Raw genomic sequence first — 14,729 nt, 5'->3', positions numbered from 1 at the left:
CGGTCACTCACCTTCCGTCGGGACCGGAACCGTGGACACCTGGTCGTAGAGCCGGTCGAACAGTTCGGCCACCGCCGGATCCTCGTGACCGCGTTCGTCCAGGTAGTCGCCGAACAGCTGCCGGGGGCTGCGGCCCGCCCGCCGCACCCGGGGCGTCTCGCCCTCCCGCGTCATCGTCGGGTCGATGTGGACGGCCAGCGCGTTGGGGAACAGTTCCTGGACCTCCTCGCGCAGCCCGGCGCGCGGGTGTTCCTTGACGTACACCCGGATCCACGCCTCGTCGTCCATGGTGGCCTCTCGCAGCTCCTCCAGGGTGCCGCGCAGCGTCTTCAGCGACCGGGCCGAGGTCAGCGGCACGTGCCGCGCCGTGGCCGGGGTCGTGGCGGTGACGTCCACCAGCACCACGCCCGGCGTGTAGGACTCCTCGCCGAAGTCCACCGCGATCGGGGCGCCGCTGTAACGGATCGGGCAGCCGCCGTTGATGCGCTGATGCCGGTGCAGGTGCCCCAGCGCCGCATAGTGGACGGTCGGCGGGAAGATCGTCGCCGGTACCGCGTAGTCGGCCACCGTGTGGGCCTCGCGTTCGCCGCCGCCGACCTTGCCGCCCACCACGGTCAGGTGGCCCGTGACCAGGTTGACCGCGTCGTCGCTGAAACCCGCCGACAGCGCCGCGACCAGCCGCCGCAGATGGTCGGCATAGGACTGTCCGGTCTCGGCGGAGGTCAGGTCGAACAGTTCGGTGGCGCGCACCGCGTACCGCTGCGACACGAACGGCAGCGCCGCGCACCGCCACGCCTCGCCGTCGCGGGTCTCGCCCCGGATCAGGTGGTCGGCGGCCTTGCCGACGGTGCCGCGCAGCGTGATCCCGGCTGCGTCGGCCCAGCCGCGCAGCGCGTCGATCGCGGCGCCGTGGTCGTGGTTCCCGGCCACCGCGATCACCTCGGCCCCGGTGCCGCGCAACGCCGACAGCGTCCGCACCAGCAGCTTCTGCGCCGCCGCCGAGGGCGCCGCGGTCTCGAACAGGTCCCCGGCGACGATGATCAGATCGGGCCGTTCGGTCTTGGCCAGCTCGACGAGCTCACCGAACACCGCGATCTGTTCGGCCATCCGCGACTGTCCCTTGAGGGTGGCACCGATGTGCCAGTCCGAGGTGTGCAGGATCCGCAAAGCTCACTCCTAGAAGGGGATGTCGTCATCGTCGTCGTTGGCGGCCAGGTCGAAGGGATCGACCTTCTGGGTGGCCGACCGCAGCGCCGACGCGGGCGCCGCCCCCGCCTCGGCCGGGCGGGTGGCCCAGGACGGGAACGGGAAGTTCACCACGAGCGGCACCGGCAGCTCCGGCTGCGCCACGAACATGGTGCCCGGCTTGGCCATCAGGGCCCGCTGCCGCTGCGAGGACGACAGGAACCCGTACTCGGGCCGTCCCGCCTCGGCCGGGTCCAGCCGACCCACCACCCGGATCGCGCTGTTGGCGGCGATGCGGCGCTCCACCTCGCTGGCCGTCTGCTGCGCGCCGATGAGGATGACACCCAGCGAACGGCCGCGTTCGGCGATGTCCAGCAGGATCTCCTTGATCGGGCTGGTGCCGTCGCGCGGCGCGTACTTGTTGAGCTCGTCCAGCACCACGAACTGCAACGGCCGCGCGGTACCGGCCTTCTCCTTGCGCTCGAACTCGGCCCGCAGCGTCACGCCGACGACGAAGCGCTGCGCCCGGTCGGGCAGGTTGTGCAGGTCCACCACCGTGACCTGGGCGTCCTTGTCGGTGCCGACGCCGTGGGCGCGCCTGGGCGGCAGATCGCCGCGCACCAGCCGCCCGATGTCGCGAGTGGACGAGATCAGCCTGCGGATGAACGCGTTGACGGTGCCAAGCCCCACCGCGGTACCGCCCCAGGTACCCCGGGTCTCGTCGTCGGAAAGCCTGTCGCACAACAGGTCCACCAGGTCGCCATAGGACGACACCAGTTGCCCGTCGATGACCGCGCCGCCGTCGTCCTTGGGTTTGGCCTCCCGGTACAGCTTCGCCGTCACCTGGTGCACCACCATCGTGTACTGCTGCCGCTCGTCGTCGGCGTCGGCGAACACGAACGGCAGCAGCCGCTGCTCGCAGAACTCCGCCACCGTCCAATAGAAAGCGTCCACACCGGTGGATCGGCACGCCACGTCCGGGACCCCGTTCTTGTCCCCGGCGCGCGGCGGCGCCAGCACCGTCACCGAACCGAAGGCCCCGGCCTCGATACCCAGCCGGGCATAGGATTCCCGCAGTTGGTCGTCCAGTTTGGTGTTGTCGTGGTCGAGCAGCAGCAGGTCCTCGCCCTTGACGTTGAAGATCAGCGCCTTGGTGTTGACCGCCTCGGGCCCCAGCGCCTTGGAACGCAACATTGAGTACAACAGCCAGGTCGCGAAGCTCGTCTTGGTCGCCACCCCGGAGATGCCCGAAATGGACACGTGCGCGCCCCGGGTGCCGTCCAGGAAGTCGGCGTTGAGGAACACCGGCTCACCGTCGCGGCTGAAGCCCAGCGGCACCTGCCGGGTCATCTGGTCGAAGTACAGCGCCGAGTCGCGCTCCTCGCCCCGGGCCCGGCGCACCTGGTCGCCGGGGCACGGCGGCACGAACACCTCCGGCTCGACCCGGGTCACGGTCACCTCGGCGGCCTCCTGCACCTGCGCGGGCAGGTGCCCGTCGGAGATCGCGAACACGTCGGAGTCGAACTGGGCGCCCTCGTGTCGGGCCCGCACCGAGGTCACGACACCCGACACGGTCACCGGCTCCCTGCCGGGCACCTGGCGCTGGGTCACCACCACGTCGTCGAGCTGGAGATACGCGTCCTCGGACACCGCCACCCAGAAGGTCAGCGGCGTGGCGTCCTCGGTCCCCAGTACCCGTCCCACGACATCATCGGTTGTCTCGGCGTCGGCCATGCGGACTATCTTCGCATCACACGTATGACATCCCGGTCAAGCCCGCTGTTCGAAAGTCACCCTTGGACACGCGTGTACCGCAGCAGCAGATTCCCGTTGGCGTGCAGGCAGTGCGCCAGATGCATGCGCTTGAGCGGTGACGGGGGACCGGCGGTGATGCGCCCCGAACCGGCCCCGGCCAGGTGCGGCGACAGCGTCAGGCACAGCTCGTCGACCAGCCCGGCGGCGGTGATCTCACCGAAGACGTGCGGCCCGCCCTCGCACAGGATCTGCCGCAGTCCCCGCTGCCGCAACCGCTCGAACGCCTCAGCGAAGTCGACACTCCCGGTACCCGCCGCGACGACGTCAGCCACATCGGACAGTTCGGCGAGCCGTTTGGCGTCCAGGTCCTCCGGCGTGATGACGATCGGCCGCACCGGCGCCTCCCGGAACAGCGGCGTGTCGAGGTCCAGGATCCCGCTGCGCGACACCACCGCCATCACGGGGTGATCCGGCAGCCCGGCCGCCCGGCGCCACTCCACCCGGTCCTGGCTCAACCGCAGCGCCCGATACCCGTCGGTGCGCACGGTTCCCGCGCCCACGACCAGCACATCGCAGCGCATCCGCAGGATCCGGAACACCCGCATGTCGTCCTCGCCGGACAGCGCCTTGGAGTCGCCGTTCACCTCGACGGCGCCGTCGGCGCTGGACACGAAGTTGACCCGCAGCCAGTCGGGCGCAGACGGGGCGTACCAGTCGGTCAGCTCGGATTGGTCAAGGGACGACAGTTCGCTATACCTGGCCACGTTCTCGGAGTTTAGAGGGTGGGGTGGTCTCGATCGCGGCAGGTGAGCGGACCGGGCCGGTGGCGTCTTACCGCCAATGCTCGTCCACAGCCGTCGAATATTGGTAAACGTGGATTTCTGCGTCTAGGATTCATGTTTTGCCGCGGCAAGGAAGGCGTCATGGAGTTGTTTCCCCGCAAGCGTTTCATCCGTTGGGCGTCGGTGATCGCGGCGCTGGCGGGCATCACAGCGGTCTTGGTCGTGGTGGTCACTGGTGACTCGAACCCGTCGCCGCTGGACGAGGTCAGCACCTCACCTCCCCTCAACGCCGAGGTGGTGTCATCGCTGGGCGTGAAACCGCCGACCGGCGAGTGCGAGATCGCCGAACTGCCCGGAGACGGCAAGGACGCCACCGGGCTCAAGATCAGCCCCGACGGAGAAAACGTCGTCGGTGAGCTGACCGACGAGGACTACGACTCCCAGACCGTCCTGTGGCGCGACGGCGACCGCGAGACCCTCTCCGCTGAGACGTTGCAGAACGGCGACGTCAACTCCAACGGTGCCGTGGTCGGTGATTTCGTCAGTGACGGGGGCGAGACGAGCTGGCTGTACGTCGGCAAAAAGACCACAGTGAACTATCCCGGCGCCGAGTTCGTGCGGCTCGTGGACGTCAATGACTCCGGTGAGGTCGTCGGCAACGCGATCACGTACGGCAAGCGTGTCACCACGACGGAGGAGTACGTAACGCCGCAGCTTCCCACCCCGCTGCTGTGGAAGGCCGGATCCTCCACACCTGTCGAACTTCAGGTGCGCGAAGGTATGCGGGGCACCGTCACCGCGATCACCGACGGCGGCATGGCCCTGGGCTACCAGTACCGACCCAGCAAGGACCAGGAGGACTCCGGCGGAGTGGGCGAACCGTGGCTGTGGCGATCGGACGGCAAGGGATGGAAGTTGCCCGAGCCGGTCACGAACGCGCTGCCGATCGATGTCGCCGGAGACTGGGTGCTGTCGGGTGGTGTCGAGATACCACACCTGCGGTGGCGACTGTCGGATCCGGGGCGGATGCAGCGGCTCAGCCCCGACCTGATGCCCAAAGCGATCGACGACGAGGGCCGGGTCTACGGGGTCTCGCACCCGGGCGACTGGCCGATCCCCACCCGCCAGGACGACGGCGACGAGCTCGTCAAGCTACCCACATTGGACGCCCCGAAGGGGCTCGACCACGGGCTCGTCCAGGACGCCAGCCGCGACGGTTCGGTCCTCACCGGAGAATCGCTGCCCCGGCCGGGAGGCGACATGGGGCAGCCCACCAGCGCCGTCACCTGGACCTGCGGCACCTGACCCGGTTCGGCGATAATGCGGGGATGGTGAAACGCCGGTTCCTGCGCACCGTCCTGGTCGCGGTGGCCGTGATCGTTCTATTGTTGACCATGGCCTGGTGGTTCCAGCGGCAGCTGATCTATTTCCCCGACACCTCCGCGCCGCCGGTCCCCGACTCCGCCACCGAGGTCGAACTGCGCACTTCGGACGATCTGAAACTGGCCGCGTGGCAGTTCGCACCGACCGGAGCTGACCGGAAGACCGCCGTCCTGGTGGCCAACGGTAACGGCGGCAACCGGCTCAACCGCATCGGCCTCGCCGAAGCGTTGACCGCCAAGGGGTTCACCGTCCTGGTCTTCGACTACCGGGGCTACGGCGGCAATCCCGGCTCGCCCGACGAGGACGGCCTGTACGCTGACGCGAAGGCCGCGCTGGACCACCTGACCGGCCCGGCCGGATTCGACACCGATCGCATCGTCTACTTCGGGGAGAGCCTGGGCTGTGGGGTCGTCAGCAAACTGGCGCTCGACCACCCGCCCGCCGCGATGGTGCTGCGCTCGCCGTTCACCTCGCTGCCCGACGTGGGGCAGCGGCACTACCCGTACCTGCCGGTGCGGCTGCTGCTGACCGAGACCTACCCGGTCGAGTCCAATGTAACCAAAACCGGGGTGCCGCTGCTGGTCGCCTACGGCACCGGCGACTCCATCGTGCCGCCCGACCTGAGCAAACGGGTGGCCGAGTCCGCCGAGAACTCCGGGGCTGAGGTCACGAAACTGGCCATCGACGGCGCCGACCACAACGAGCTCGAACTCGTCGGCGGCGCCGAGGTCATCGACGGCGTGGCCACACTGGCCGACTCGGCCGGACTGACCGCCCGCTAGCGAAACCAGCCCGTGCGTACCTGCCAGCCGCGCGGCTCCGCGAACCCCTCCGCCAGCACTCGCCGCAGCGTCGAATCGCGCGGCAGGCTCGCCAGGTCGGTGTCCCCGACCTGGTCGAACACGAACCGCAGCACGTCCTTCTCGCCCAGCTCACTAGCGTCCTCACCGGCCGGGAGCAGCTCGAACAGCTTCTGGAACGCCACGATGTTCGCGTCCGGCCGCAGCACCTCGGCCAGCTTCGGGTCCAGCAGCCACGACGAGCACACGAACAGCGGCCGCGACGCGAACCGGTCCCCGAAATGGTGCGGGAAGAACTCCCGCGCCCACGCGATCGACGCCGCGCACGCGTCGGGCGACATCGGCCCGCCGTCCTGCGGAATGTGCACCCCCAACACCAGATCCCCGGCGTCCACGTCCGGAAAACCCTCCCCGGCCCGCTCGGGCGCGAACTCCAGCCGCCCCAACCTGTGAATCGCCCCCCGAAAATGCAACGTGAACCAGTGCGCCACCTCAAGCCCCGGAACCCCGAACCGGGCCCGGTTCAACCGCAACTTCTCCGCCACATTGGACAATGTCGCCCAGGTGATCTCGTCCTCGATACCCCGACTCCGGTTGTACGCCAACGTTTCGGGAATCGCGGCCAGCAGCGCGTACAGGTGCACGAACCGCCCCGTCGCACCCCACTTGTCGGGCAGCTGGGGCCACAGCAGCATCTCAATCCCACCCATATCGGCCAACAGGTGCCGATAACAGCGCTCCATGACCCACCACAGCTCCGGGTCCGCGTCGGGATCGGGACGAGCGGCGGCGACCGCCGCGGCGTCGATCGGATCACAACCCAGCCTGCCGGTAAGCAGCGAATCGAGCTCGGCCGCCGACGGCAACGGCACCGGCCCCTCCGGCGGCCCGAGCCGCTCCCAGGTGTCGTACCAGCTTGCGGCGGAATCGGGCAGCCCGAGACGGCTTCGGACATCGGTGAGACGAGGCATCGACCCATTCCACCCGACGCGTACCTGAGCGTCAATGTCGGTTCGCCAACAATTACCCTCATCGGCGTGGGCCGCTTCCTGACTCCAGCTTGGCTGCTTCGGCACGCGATCGGCGTGGTGCTGACGTTGGCCTTTCTCGGCCTGGGCTGGTGGCAGTGGAACCGCGCTCAGGAGGGCAACATGCTGAGCTGGGGTTATACCTTCCAGTGGCCCCTGTTCGCCGCCTTCGTGGTGGCGCTGTGGATCCGGGAGGTGCGCGCCGAGCTCAAGCGGGCCGCGGGTTCGACGAGTGTCGACGCGCCGACCGAGGAGCCGCTGTCGTCGCCGTTCTCGGTGCCCGCGCCCGACAAGGCCACCGGTGACGACGCCACCGACGCCTACAATCGCTACCTGTCGTGGCTGGCGGCCAACCCGAACCGCCGCCCCGGCGAATACCCCGGTTAGGACAACACCATGGACGCAAAACCAGAGATAGGCGCCGCGCTGCGCCGCTACCAGGTGACCGCGTGGATCGTGAGTGTCTTCCTCGTCGCGCTGTTCTTCGTGGCGATGCCGGTGCGTTACATCGGTGGTGAACCGGTGCTGTCGGCGATCATCTCGCCGATCCACGGTTTCGGGTACATGGTGTACCTGGCCTTCGCCTTCGACCTCGCCCGCCGGATGGGTTGGTCGCTGTGGCCGCGCACGGTGTTGTTGCTGCTGGCCGGAACCGTGCCAGTCGTGTCCTTTGTGACCGAACGGTGGACCACCCGTCAGGTGCTGGCCGAGCAGGAAGAGCCTCAGGTCTCCGAGACGTCGGCGTAGGGCTGGTCGTCGCGCCACATGGTGTCGATGGTCACCTTCGAGTCGGTGGCGTGGAACGTCACCACCAGATGCTCGTCGGAGGGCCATTCCCGGCGCGCGGTGTAGCCCTCGGCGGGGCTGGCCGACACGAAGACCGCCTCGCCGGGCAGCAGCCGGACCACCGCCGTGCCGCCGTCGGTGTCGAAGGCCCGTTCGTAGGCGCCGTCGCCGACCGCGCTCCAGCCGTTCCATTCGTCCCGTGGCGAGCTCGAACCCTCGTCGGGGGGATCGTCGCGGGAACGGGGGTTGGAGGACTTCTCCGAGGGACTGGTGTCGCCGTCGGGCGTGACCACGGTGGCCGCCGCCGCGGGGGAGGGGTCGCCGGTCAGCACCGTCGACATGCCCAGCCAGGATCCGACCGCCGCGACCGCGGTGACGCCTCCCCAGGCGACCGTCGCGGCGAGGCTCCGCAACCAGGCGGGCTTGGCAGACATGCTCGCCATCTTGTCAGAAGCAACGCCGTTTCGGTAGGGTGCCGTCGTGGCCACGGTTTTGCTGATCGAAGACGACGCGAACGTCAGTGCCGCGCTGACCCGAGCCCTGTCGAAAGCCGGGCATCATGTGCGGGCTGAATCCACGGCCCTGGAAGCGTTGCGGAAAGTCACCGCCGATCCACCCGATGTGGTCATTCTGGACCTCGGGTTGCCCGATTTGGACGGTGCGGACGCGTTGCGCATGTTGCGCGGGGTCTCCAACGTCCCGGTGATCATCGCCAGCGCCCGGCGCGGCGAGACCGACATCATCAAGTTGCTCAACGCCGGAGCCGACGACTACGTCACCAAACCGTTCTCGGCGGCGCACCTGCTGGCGCGCATCGCGGCGGTGCTGCGGCGGCACGAGTCCTCCGACACGGCCAAGTCGGTGCTCATCACAGTGGGGCCGCTGAGTGTCGACCAGTCCCGGCATGTGGCCGCGCTGGACGGGAACGAACTGGAGCTGACCCGGCGCGAGTTCTCGCTGTTGACCTATCTGGCCCGACACGCCGGGCGCGTCGTGTCCAAACAGGAACTCGTCGAGCAGGTGTGGCGGCAGCCGTACATCGGTGCCGAAGCCACAGTGGACGTCCACGTTTCCTGGCTGCGCCGCAAACTCGGCGAGACCGCCGCCAAACCCCGGCTGCTGCGCACCGTACGCGGTGTCGGCATCATGCTGTCCGACGAGCCCGTGACGCAGCCGGGCCATAGATGAGATGGGCGCTGGCGAAGGTCGCCATCGCCTCGACGCTGATGGTGGCGCTCGCCTTCTGCATTCCGCTGGGCATGGTGGTGCGGCAGGTCGCCGAGGAACGGGCGCTCAGTCAGGCCCGCGACGCCGCCGGGGCGATGGTGACGGTGCTGGCCGCCACCGAGGACCCGGTGGTGCTGCGCCGGGCCGTGTCCAGTGAGTCCTCCGGCGTCGGCAAACGCATCGCCGTGCACCTCAACGGGGAACAGGTCATCGGCAAGTCCCATGTGGAGACGTCGCTGATCCGCAAGGTCGCCCGACAGGCCCGCACCTCCACCGAGACCCTCCCCGACGGGGTGGCCTACCTGCGCACCGTCCTGCTGCCCGAGGACCGGGTCGCCGTCATCGAGGTCTACGTCCCCGACAAGCTGCTCACCAAGGGCGTCAACACCGCCTGGCTGACGCTGGCGGGCATCGCGGTGGCCCTGGTGGGCGTCTCGGTGCTGATGGCCGATCGGCTGGGCGCCAGGGTGGTCCGCTCCACCCGGACCCTGGCCGACGCCACCTCCCGGTTCGGCGCCGGTGACCTGTCGGTGCGGGTCGACCCGTCGGGCCCCGACGAACTCCAGGACGCGGGCCTGGCCTTCAACATGATGGCCGACAAGGTGGTGCGGCTGGTGGACGGCGAACGCGAACTGGCCGCCGACATGTCGCACCGGCTGCGCACCCCGCTGACGGCGCTGCGCCTGGACGCCGAGTCGCTGGGCGGGGGAGCCGACGCCCGCCGGATGCGGGCCTCGGTGGACGCGCTGGAGGCCGAGGTCGACGCCGTGATCGCCGGAGCCCGCCGCTCCATCACCGACCGCTCCGGGCAGCGCTGCGACGTCGCCGAGGTGGTCCGGGAACGGATCTCGATGTGGAGCGTCCTGGCCGAGGACCACGGCCGCCGCTACCGGGTGGTCGGGTTGCGCGACAGCCTGTGGGTCAACATCTCCCGCGACGACGTCATGTCCTGCGTGGACGCGCTGGTCGGCAACGTCTTCGCGCACACGCCGCAGGACGCCCCGTTCTCGCTGGAACTCAACTCCGCCACCGGCCGGTTCATCGTCGAGGACGGCGGACCCGGCATCGCCGACCCGATGACCGCCCTGACCCGCGGCGAGAGCGGCGCGGGCTCCAGCGGCCTGGGCCTGGACATCGTGGCCCGGATATCGAAGGCGGCCGGGGGCCGGCTGCACATCGGCCGCAGCGCGCTGGGCGGTGCCCGGATCGTGTGGACCTTCGGCGACGCGGTCTACCGGGAGCCGCAGGACAACGGCAACGGCCGACGGGCCCGCACCCACCGCCGGGGATAGAAAACCGCCCGGCCGAGTATCCGGCCGGGCGGTGTCAGTCTTCGCGATGAGAAGCGTTAGTCCTTCTCGTCGTCCTTCTTGTCGTCGCCCTCACCGGGCGGCGACAGGTAACTGCCCTTGAGGAAGTCCTCCCAGCTCAGGTTGTAGGCGGTGAAGCCATCCTGCGCGGGCAGCTCGAATCCGGTGCCCTCCACGATGACCGGAGTGCCCACCGAGGCGAACTCGAAGATCCATTTGGCGTTCTTCTCCGAGACGTTGACGCAGCCGTGCGAGACGTTGCGTTTGCCCTGGTCGGCCACCGACCACGGCGCCGAGTGGATGAACTGCCCGCTCCAGGTCAGACGCTGGGCGTACTTGATCTTCGTCTTGTAGCAGTCGTCGTCCTCGCCTTCCTTCTTGCCCTTGCACTGCGGCTCGTCGAAGGTGTTGAACTCCGTCTTCTCCAGCTTCTCCATGACGGTCATGGTTCCGGAGTAGGACTCGTTGCCCTTCTTGCCGAGACTGATGTCCATGCTCTTGACGCTCTTGCCGTTCTCGAAGGCGGTCATGGACTTCTTCTCGTTGCTGACCTTGATCTCGCGGTCGTCGTCGTTGATGTTCATCGACATCTTGACGTCTTCGCCACCGTAGACGTCGCCGCCCAGCGGGTGTCCCGCCAGCGCCAGTTCGACGTTGATCTTGGTGCCGGGTTTCCAGAACTCCTTGGCCCGGTACTCCAGGTGGTTGCCGCTGAACCAGTGCCAGGCGCCGGGCTGCTCGGGTTCGGTGGTGACCCGCAGCCGCTTCTCCACCGAGGCGCGCTGGTCCTCGGGCACCGAGAACTCACGCGGGAAGTCCATGATCACCGGCATGGCCTTGCCGTAGGAGCGGCCGTCCCCGTTGAACAGCGAGGCGCTGATGAAGTTGCCCGGCTTGTCCATGGTGGTGAATGTGGACTTGCTGGTCTTGTCGAGTTTGTTCTTGTCGGTGCCGGTGACCTTGATGGAGTACTTGGTGCCCCATTCCAGTCGTTCGGCGGGTATCCAGGACTTCTTGTCCTTGGCCAGGTCTCCCTTGACCTTCTTGCCCTTGGGATCGAGCAGCTGAACATCGATCAGCTCGCCCTTCTCGATCTTCCATTCGAGCTCGGTGGTCACGGGTACGTCTTTGGCGTCCTTCTTGGGAGTGACGCTGCTGATCTCGACGACGGATTTGTCAGGATCGACGAATTTCGCCGAGCCGCCGCCGCAAGCTGCCGAAACGGCAAGCGCCAGCACGCCAACAAAAGCCGTCAAGCCAGTTCGCCGATAAAACGGGGTGCCCATGGGTAGCAACGGTACACAGCGCCCACCGCGCCCGCGTCTTTGGAGGCGGGTCGACGCGAGCGAAATCTCCCAAAAAAGTTGTGAACGCGAATTTTGTCGGTTGAACCTGAGCCTTCCGTTACGGGATTGACGCCTGAATGGACAAGGGTGAGTCTCGTCAAACCATGGACAGGTGAACGTGGTTGGTGTGGGCGCCCGAGGGGCCGCCACCACCCGAATAGGTGGTCCAGCCCTGGGACGGGTCCCAGAACTGCCGGTACCAGATCACGTACATCACCCCCAGCGCGTCGGCGTTGTCGACGAGCCACGCGGCCAGGTTGTCGCCGTAGGCCTTGGCGGCTCCGGTGGCGTCACCGCCGAAACCGCCCGGTTCGGCGGAGAAGTCGCAGGCTCTGCCCTGCGGGTGCTCGCCGTTACCACCGCCCCGGTAACACGAGACGTAGCGCTGGAATCCGGCGATCTGGGCCTGTTCGAGGGCGTGCAGGGTGCGGGGCGTGAGACACCCGTCGGCGGGGGTGGGGTCGTCCTCGGTGCAGCCGCCGCTCAACCCCGCCGGGGCCGGTTCGGCGGCGGGGGCGTCGGACGCCGAGGGGCCCTGGGCCGAGTTGCCGCCGCCCGAGGCCACCGCGCGGGCCGCCTTGTCGCGAGCGGACTCCAGCTTGCCGAGCGCCTTCTCGGCCTTGTCCTTCTCGTCGGACAGCGACTTCTTCTCGGCCTCCAGGTCCTCGCGGGCCTCGGTCAGCTCGTCGATCTTGGCCCCGGTCTGCTCACCCAGGTAGCTGACCAGCGCCAGCGTCTGGATCGCGGTGCGCGGGGAACCGGCGGTGAGCACGATCGTGGAGGCACGCAGGTCACCGCCGCTGGTGTACGCGGCGGCGGCGAAGTCACCGGCCTGGATCCCGAGCCGTTTGACCTGCTTCTTGCTGTCGGCGATCTCGGATTTGATCTTGTCCTGGCGGTCGTCGGTGGTCTCGAGGGTCTCCTTGGCGTCCAGGTACTCCTCGATGGCCTCCTGCAGTTCCCCGTCGACGTCCTTCTCGTTGACCTCGGGGTCGGCGAAGGCGGGCACCGGCCCCGCCGCCAGCACCGTGAAAACGGCAACACCGACCGCCACCGGCGCGAACGCACGGCGCTTTGTGGACTGTCGCGTCACGAACTTCGTCCTTCTTCGTCGGCCGCCTACCGAGTTAGCTGACGGGTTCGGGCCGAAGACGCCCTACCGCGCTACGCGCGGATTCACCCCGGGTTCGTGACACACACGGACCAGTTGGGTCCCCGGTTCGCCCATACGGGCGATTCGGCGGGACGCTATCCGCCACCGAGTGGCGACGGTGGACCGTGCTGGTCCGCAGCGTCGCGCGCCAGCCTAGCAGCCAGAGCCGTCCAGGCTGGCGCCTCACACCGCCAGGGCCTCCTTGACCCCGGTCGTACAGGGCACGTCGCCCAGTTCAGTGAAAATCTCCAGCGCGTCCTCCAGACAGGAGATCGCCTCGGAATCGTTGCCGCGGGCCCGGTAGACCGCCGCGAACCGCTCCAGCACATGGCCTTCGCGGTGCCGGTCGCCGACCGAACGCGCCGACTTCAGCGCGGTGTTGAGCTGCTCCTCGGCGCCGTCGATGTTGCCCAGCTCGATGAAGGCCCCGGCCAGCGCCCAGCGGGCGTAGCTCTCACCGTAGGCGTCTCCAATGGAGTGCAGGGCGTTGGCGGAGTCGCGGAACAACGAGGCCGCCTCGGGCGTGCGCCCGGTGAACCGGGCCACGGCGCCCAGTCCGTAGACCGCCAGGGCGGTCTCGCGTTCGTTGCCCAGCGCCCGGGTCAGCACCCGGGCCACGTTGAAGCACTCCTCGGCCGCCTCGAAGTGGTCGTGGTAGATGTGCCACTGACCGAGACTGCGCAACATCGTGGCCTCGCCCTCGGTGTCACCGCACTTGCGGGCCGCGACCAGCGCGATCCGCACGCACCGCCGCCAGTCCTCGAGCCGCATCCGGAAATCCAGGAACGGCAGCATGGCCGCGCTCAGCCGCCACGCCGAGGACGCCAGACCCGCCGTGGCGGCCTGACGCACCAGCGCCAGGATGTCGTCCACGTTGTCCTCGAGCCAGGCCCCCGGGTTGTCCGGCGCCGGTATGTCGGCGTCGGTCTGTCCCGGGGTGGTCATGGACATCGCGCTGACCGGCAGGGTGGCCGCGGCCGCGCGGACCATGGCCTCCATGTCGGTGCACCGGCGTTTCAACTCGGCGGTGCGCACGTCCGTATGCCGGGATCGGGCTGTGGGTGCGCCGAGTAGTTTGCGATGTACCTGCTGTGACTCCTCGCTGGGTTCGATGCCCAGTTCGTCGGCGAGTGTCGAGCGCAATCGCCCGTACGTGTCGATGGCTTCGGCACGCTGCCCGGCACTGGCCAATGCGGTCATCAACTGCCGCCATAGACTTTCTCGGAGCGGATGTTCCGCGATCAGACCACGAAGTTCCGCGACCGCCTCATTCTGCTGTCCGTTATGAACATAAAGAGCGGCACGTTCCTCAAGAGCGTCAAGGCGTGTGTCTATCAACTTTTGGATATATGGAATCCATGGCGGTGGCCCTTTGATATCGGCCAGCGGCTCACCACGCCACAATTTCAACGCACGGTCATAGGCACCCAGCGAATCGGCGACGTGGCCGGCGGCGGCCTCGCTGCGGGCCTCCACGAGCAGGTCGGTGAAGACCTGGACGTCGAGCTCGCCCGGTTTGACGTGCAGCACATACCCGCTACGCAGCCGGTTCAGTCGTCCGTGCAGCGCACGCCGCAGGACGGTCACATAGGAATAAAGGTTCGCGCTCGCCGATTTGGGGGGCTGGGCACCCCACACCACGTCGATGAACCGGTCCAGTGGCAGCTGTTCACCGGGCATCAACAGGAAGGTGGCGAGCATCCGGCGGGGCTTGAGGCCTCCCAAGGGTGCGTCATGGCCGTTCACCCGCGCCGTTAGGGCTCCTAAAAGACCAAATTCGAACTCGGGCATTGTGGGTTCCTCTTCTCAGTTGTCGGGGGTTTTTCGGGCTTGTAGAGCATTTATATACAGCTATGAATGTTGGTGGCAAGACCTGGAACATGAAAGCTTTCGAAAATAATCTCTAACCTACGAATGCGTAGGTTATGTTTTCCGCGTATACCTCGCATATCGCGACATTATTTGCGTCCCGTG

General features: G+C 67.9%; 14 protein-coding genes and 1 riboswitch. Of the genes, 6 read left to right on the top strand and 8 right to left on the bottom strand.

Annotated features, from left to right (window positions below; all coding sequences use genetic code 11):
• Positions 1-3: 3 nt before the first annotated feature.
• Genes SNAS_RS19880 through SNAS_RS19870 form a run of 3 tightly spaced genes read right to left on the bottom strand, consistent with a single transcriptional unit; the run spans position 4 to position 3,704 of the window.
• Positions 4-1,167, bottom strand: a complete 1,164-nt coding sequence (locus SNAS_RS19880) for an exonuclease SbcCD subunit D (RefSeq protein WP_013019253.1) — start codon at positions 1,165-1,167, stop codon at positions 4-6.
• A 9-nt stretch (positions 1,168-1,176) separates the two neighbouring features.
• Positions 1,177-2,919: an ATP-binding protein gene (locus tag SNAS_RS19875; RefSeq protein WP_013019252.1), complete on the bottom strand. Its 1,743-nt coding sequence runs from the start codon at positions 2,917-2,919 to the stop codon at positions 1,177-1,179.
• A gap of 56 nt (positions 2,920-2,975) precedes the next feature.
• Positions 2,976-3,704, bottom strand: coding sequence for a pyrimidine reductase family protein (locus SNAS_RS19870; RefSeq protein ID WP_013019251.1), 729 nt, complete (start codon positions 3,702-3,704; stop codon positions 2,976-2,978).
• Between the two features lie 159 nt (positions 3,705-3,863).
• Here SNAS_RS19870 and SNAS_RS19865 point away from each other — a divergent pair, with 159 nt between their 5' ends.
• Both SNAS_RS19865 and SNAS_RS19860 read left to right on the top strand, forming a co-directional pair.
• The gene (locus tag SNAS_RS19865) at positions 3,864-5,027 is read left to right on the top strand and encodes a hypothetical protein (protein WP_013019250.1); all 1,164 of its coding nucleotides are present in this window, start codon (positions 3,864-3,866) and stop codon (positions 5,025-5,027) included.
• Between the two features lie 23 nt (positions 5,028-5,050).
• Positions 5,051-5,887, top strand: coding sequence for an alpha/beta hydrolase (locus SNAS_RS19860; RefSeq protein ID WP_013019249.1), 837 nt, complete (start codon positions 5,051-5,053; stop codon positions 5,885-5,887).
• On the opposite strand, the gene SNAS_RS19855 is transcribed toward SNAS_RS19860, so the two are convergent.
• Positions 5,884-6,876: an acyltransferase domain-containing protein gene (locus SNAS_RS19855; RefSeq protein ID WP_144300572.1), complete on the bottom strand. Its 993-nt coding sequence runs from the start codon at positions 6,874-6,876 to the stop codon at positions 5,884-5,886. The two genes, SNAS_RS19860 and SNAS_RS19855, sit on opposite strands and share 4 nt — an antisense overlap.
• Positions 6,877-6,942: 66 nt before the next feature.
• Between SNAS_RS19855 and SNAS_RS19850 the strand changes: the two genes are divergently transcribed.
• Together SNAS_RS19850 and SNAS_RS19845 are read left to right on the top strand one after the other, a co-directional pair.
• Entirely contained in the window at positions 6,943-7,320 is a 378-nt protein-coding gene (locus SNAS_RS19850; protein WP_013019247.1) for a hypothetical protein, read from the top strand.
• 9 nt (positions 7,321-7,329) lie between these two features.
• The gene (locus SNAS_RS19845) at positions 7,330-7,680 is read left to right on the top strand and encodes a DUF3817 domain-containing protein (RefSeq protein WP_013019246.1); all 351 of its coding nucleotides are present in this window, start codon (positions 7,330-7,332) and stop codon (positions 7,678-7,680) included.
• On the opposite strand, the gene SNAS_RS19840 is transcribed toward SNAS_RS19845, so the two are convergent.
• Positions 7,656-8,153: a hypothetical protein gene (locus tag SNAS_RS19840; protein ID WP_144300571.1), complete on the bottom strand. Its 498-nt coding sequence runs from the start codon at positions 8,151-8,153 to the stop codon at positions 7,656-7,658. The genes SNAS_RS19845 and SNAS_RS19840 overlap by 25 nt on opposite strands.
• Before the next feature lie 46 nt (positions 8,154-8,199).
• On the opposite strand from SNAS_RS19840, the gene SNAS_RS19835 reads away from it, so the two are divergent.
• Both SNAS_RS19835 and SNAS_RS19830 read left to right on the top strand, forming a co-directional pair.
• Positions 8,200-8,907, top strand: a complete 708-nt coding sequence (locus SNAS_RS19835; protein ID WP_013019244.1) for a response regulator transcription factor — start codon at positions 8,200-8,202, stop codon at positions 8,905-8,907.
• Entirely contained in the window at positions 8,904-10,238 is a 1,335-nt protein-coding gene (locus tag SNAS_RS19830; protein ID WP_013019243.1) for a sensor histidine kinase, read from the top strand. Before SNAS_RS19835 ends, SNAS_RS19830 begins: the two co-directional genes overlap by 4 nt.
• A 56-nt stretch (positions 10,239-10,294) precedes the next feature.
• On the opposite strand, the gene SNAS_RS19825 is transcribed toward SNAS_RS19830, so the two are convergent.
• From SNAS_RS19825 to SNAS_RS34230, 3 genes are all read right to left on the bottom strand, one after another.
• Entirely contained in the window at positions 10,295-11,512 is a 1,218-nt protein-coding gene (locus SNAS_RS19825; RefSeq protein ID WP_169313906.1) for a L,D-transpeptidase, read from the bottom strand.
• Positions 11,513-11,699: 187 nt separating this feature from the next.
• Complete coding sequence (locus SNAS_RS35885; RefSeq protein WP_013019241.1) at positions 11,700-12,695, bottom strand: coiled-coil domain-containing protein; 996 nt, start codon at positions 12,693-12,695, stop codon at positions 11,700-11,702.
• Between the two features lie 8 nt (positions 12,696-12,703).
• Positions 12,704-12,855: riboswitch (cyclic di-AMP (ydaO/yuaA leader) on the bottom strand.
• 83 nt (positions 12,856-12,938) lie between these two features.
• Positions 12,939-14,435 (bottom strand): AfsR/SARP family transcriptional regulator, encoded by a 1,497-nt coding sequence (locus SNAS_RS34230; protein WP_244409170.1) that lies wholly within the window; start codon positions 14,433-14,435, stop codon positions 12,939-12,941.
• Between the last annotated feature and the right edge of the window lie 294 nt (positions 14,436-14,729).

Origin of the sequence: Stackebrandtia nassauensis DSM 44728 (assembly GCF_000024545.1) — a bacterium.
Lineage (GTDB): Bacteria > Actinomycetota > Actinomycetes > Mycobacteriales > Micromonosporaceae > Stackebrandtia > Stackebrandtia nassauensis.
The sequence above is the reverse complement of the archived record's forward strand: the minus strand, read 5'-3'. Positions and strand labels throughout refer to the sequence as shown.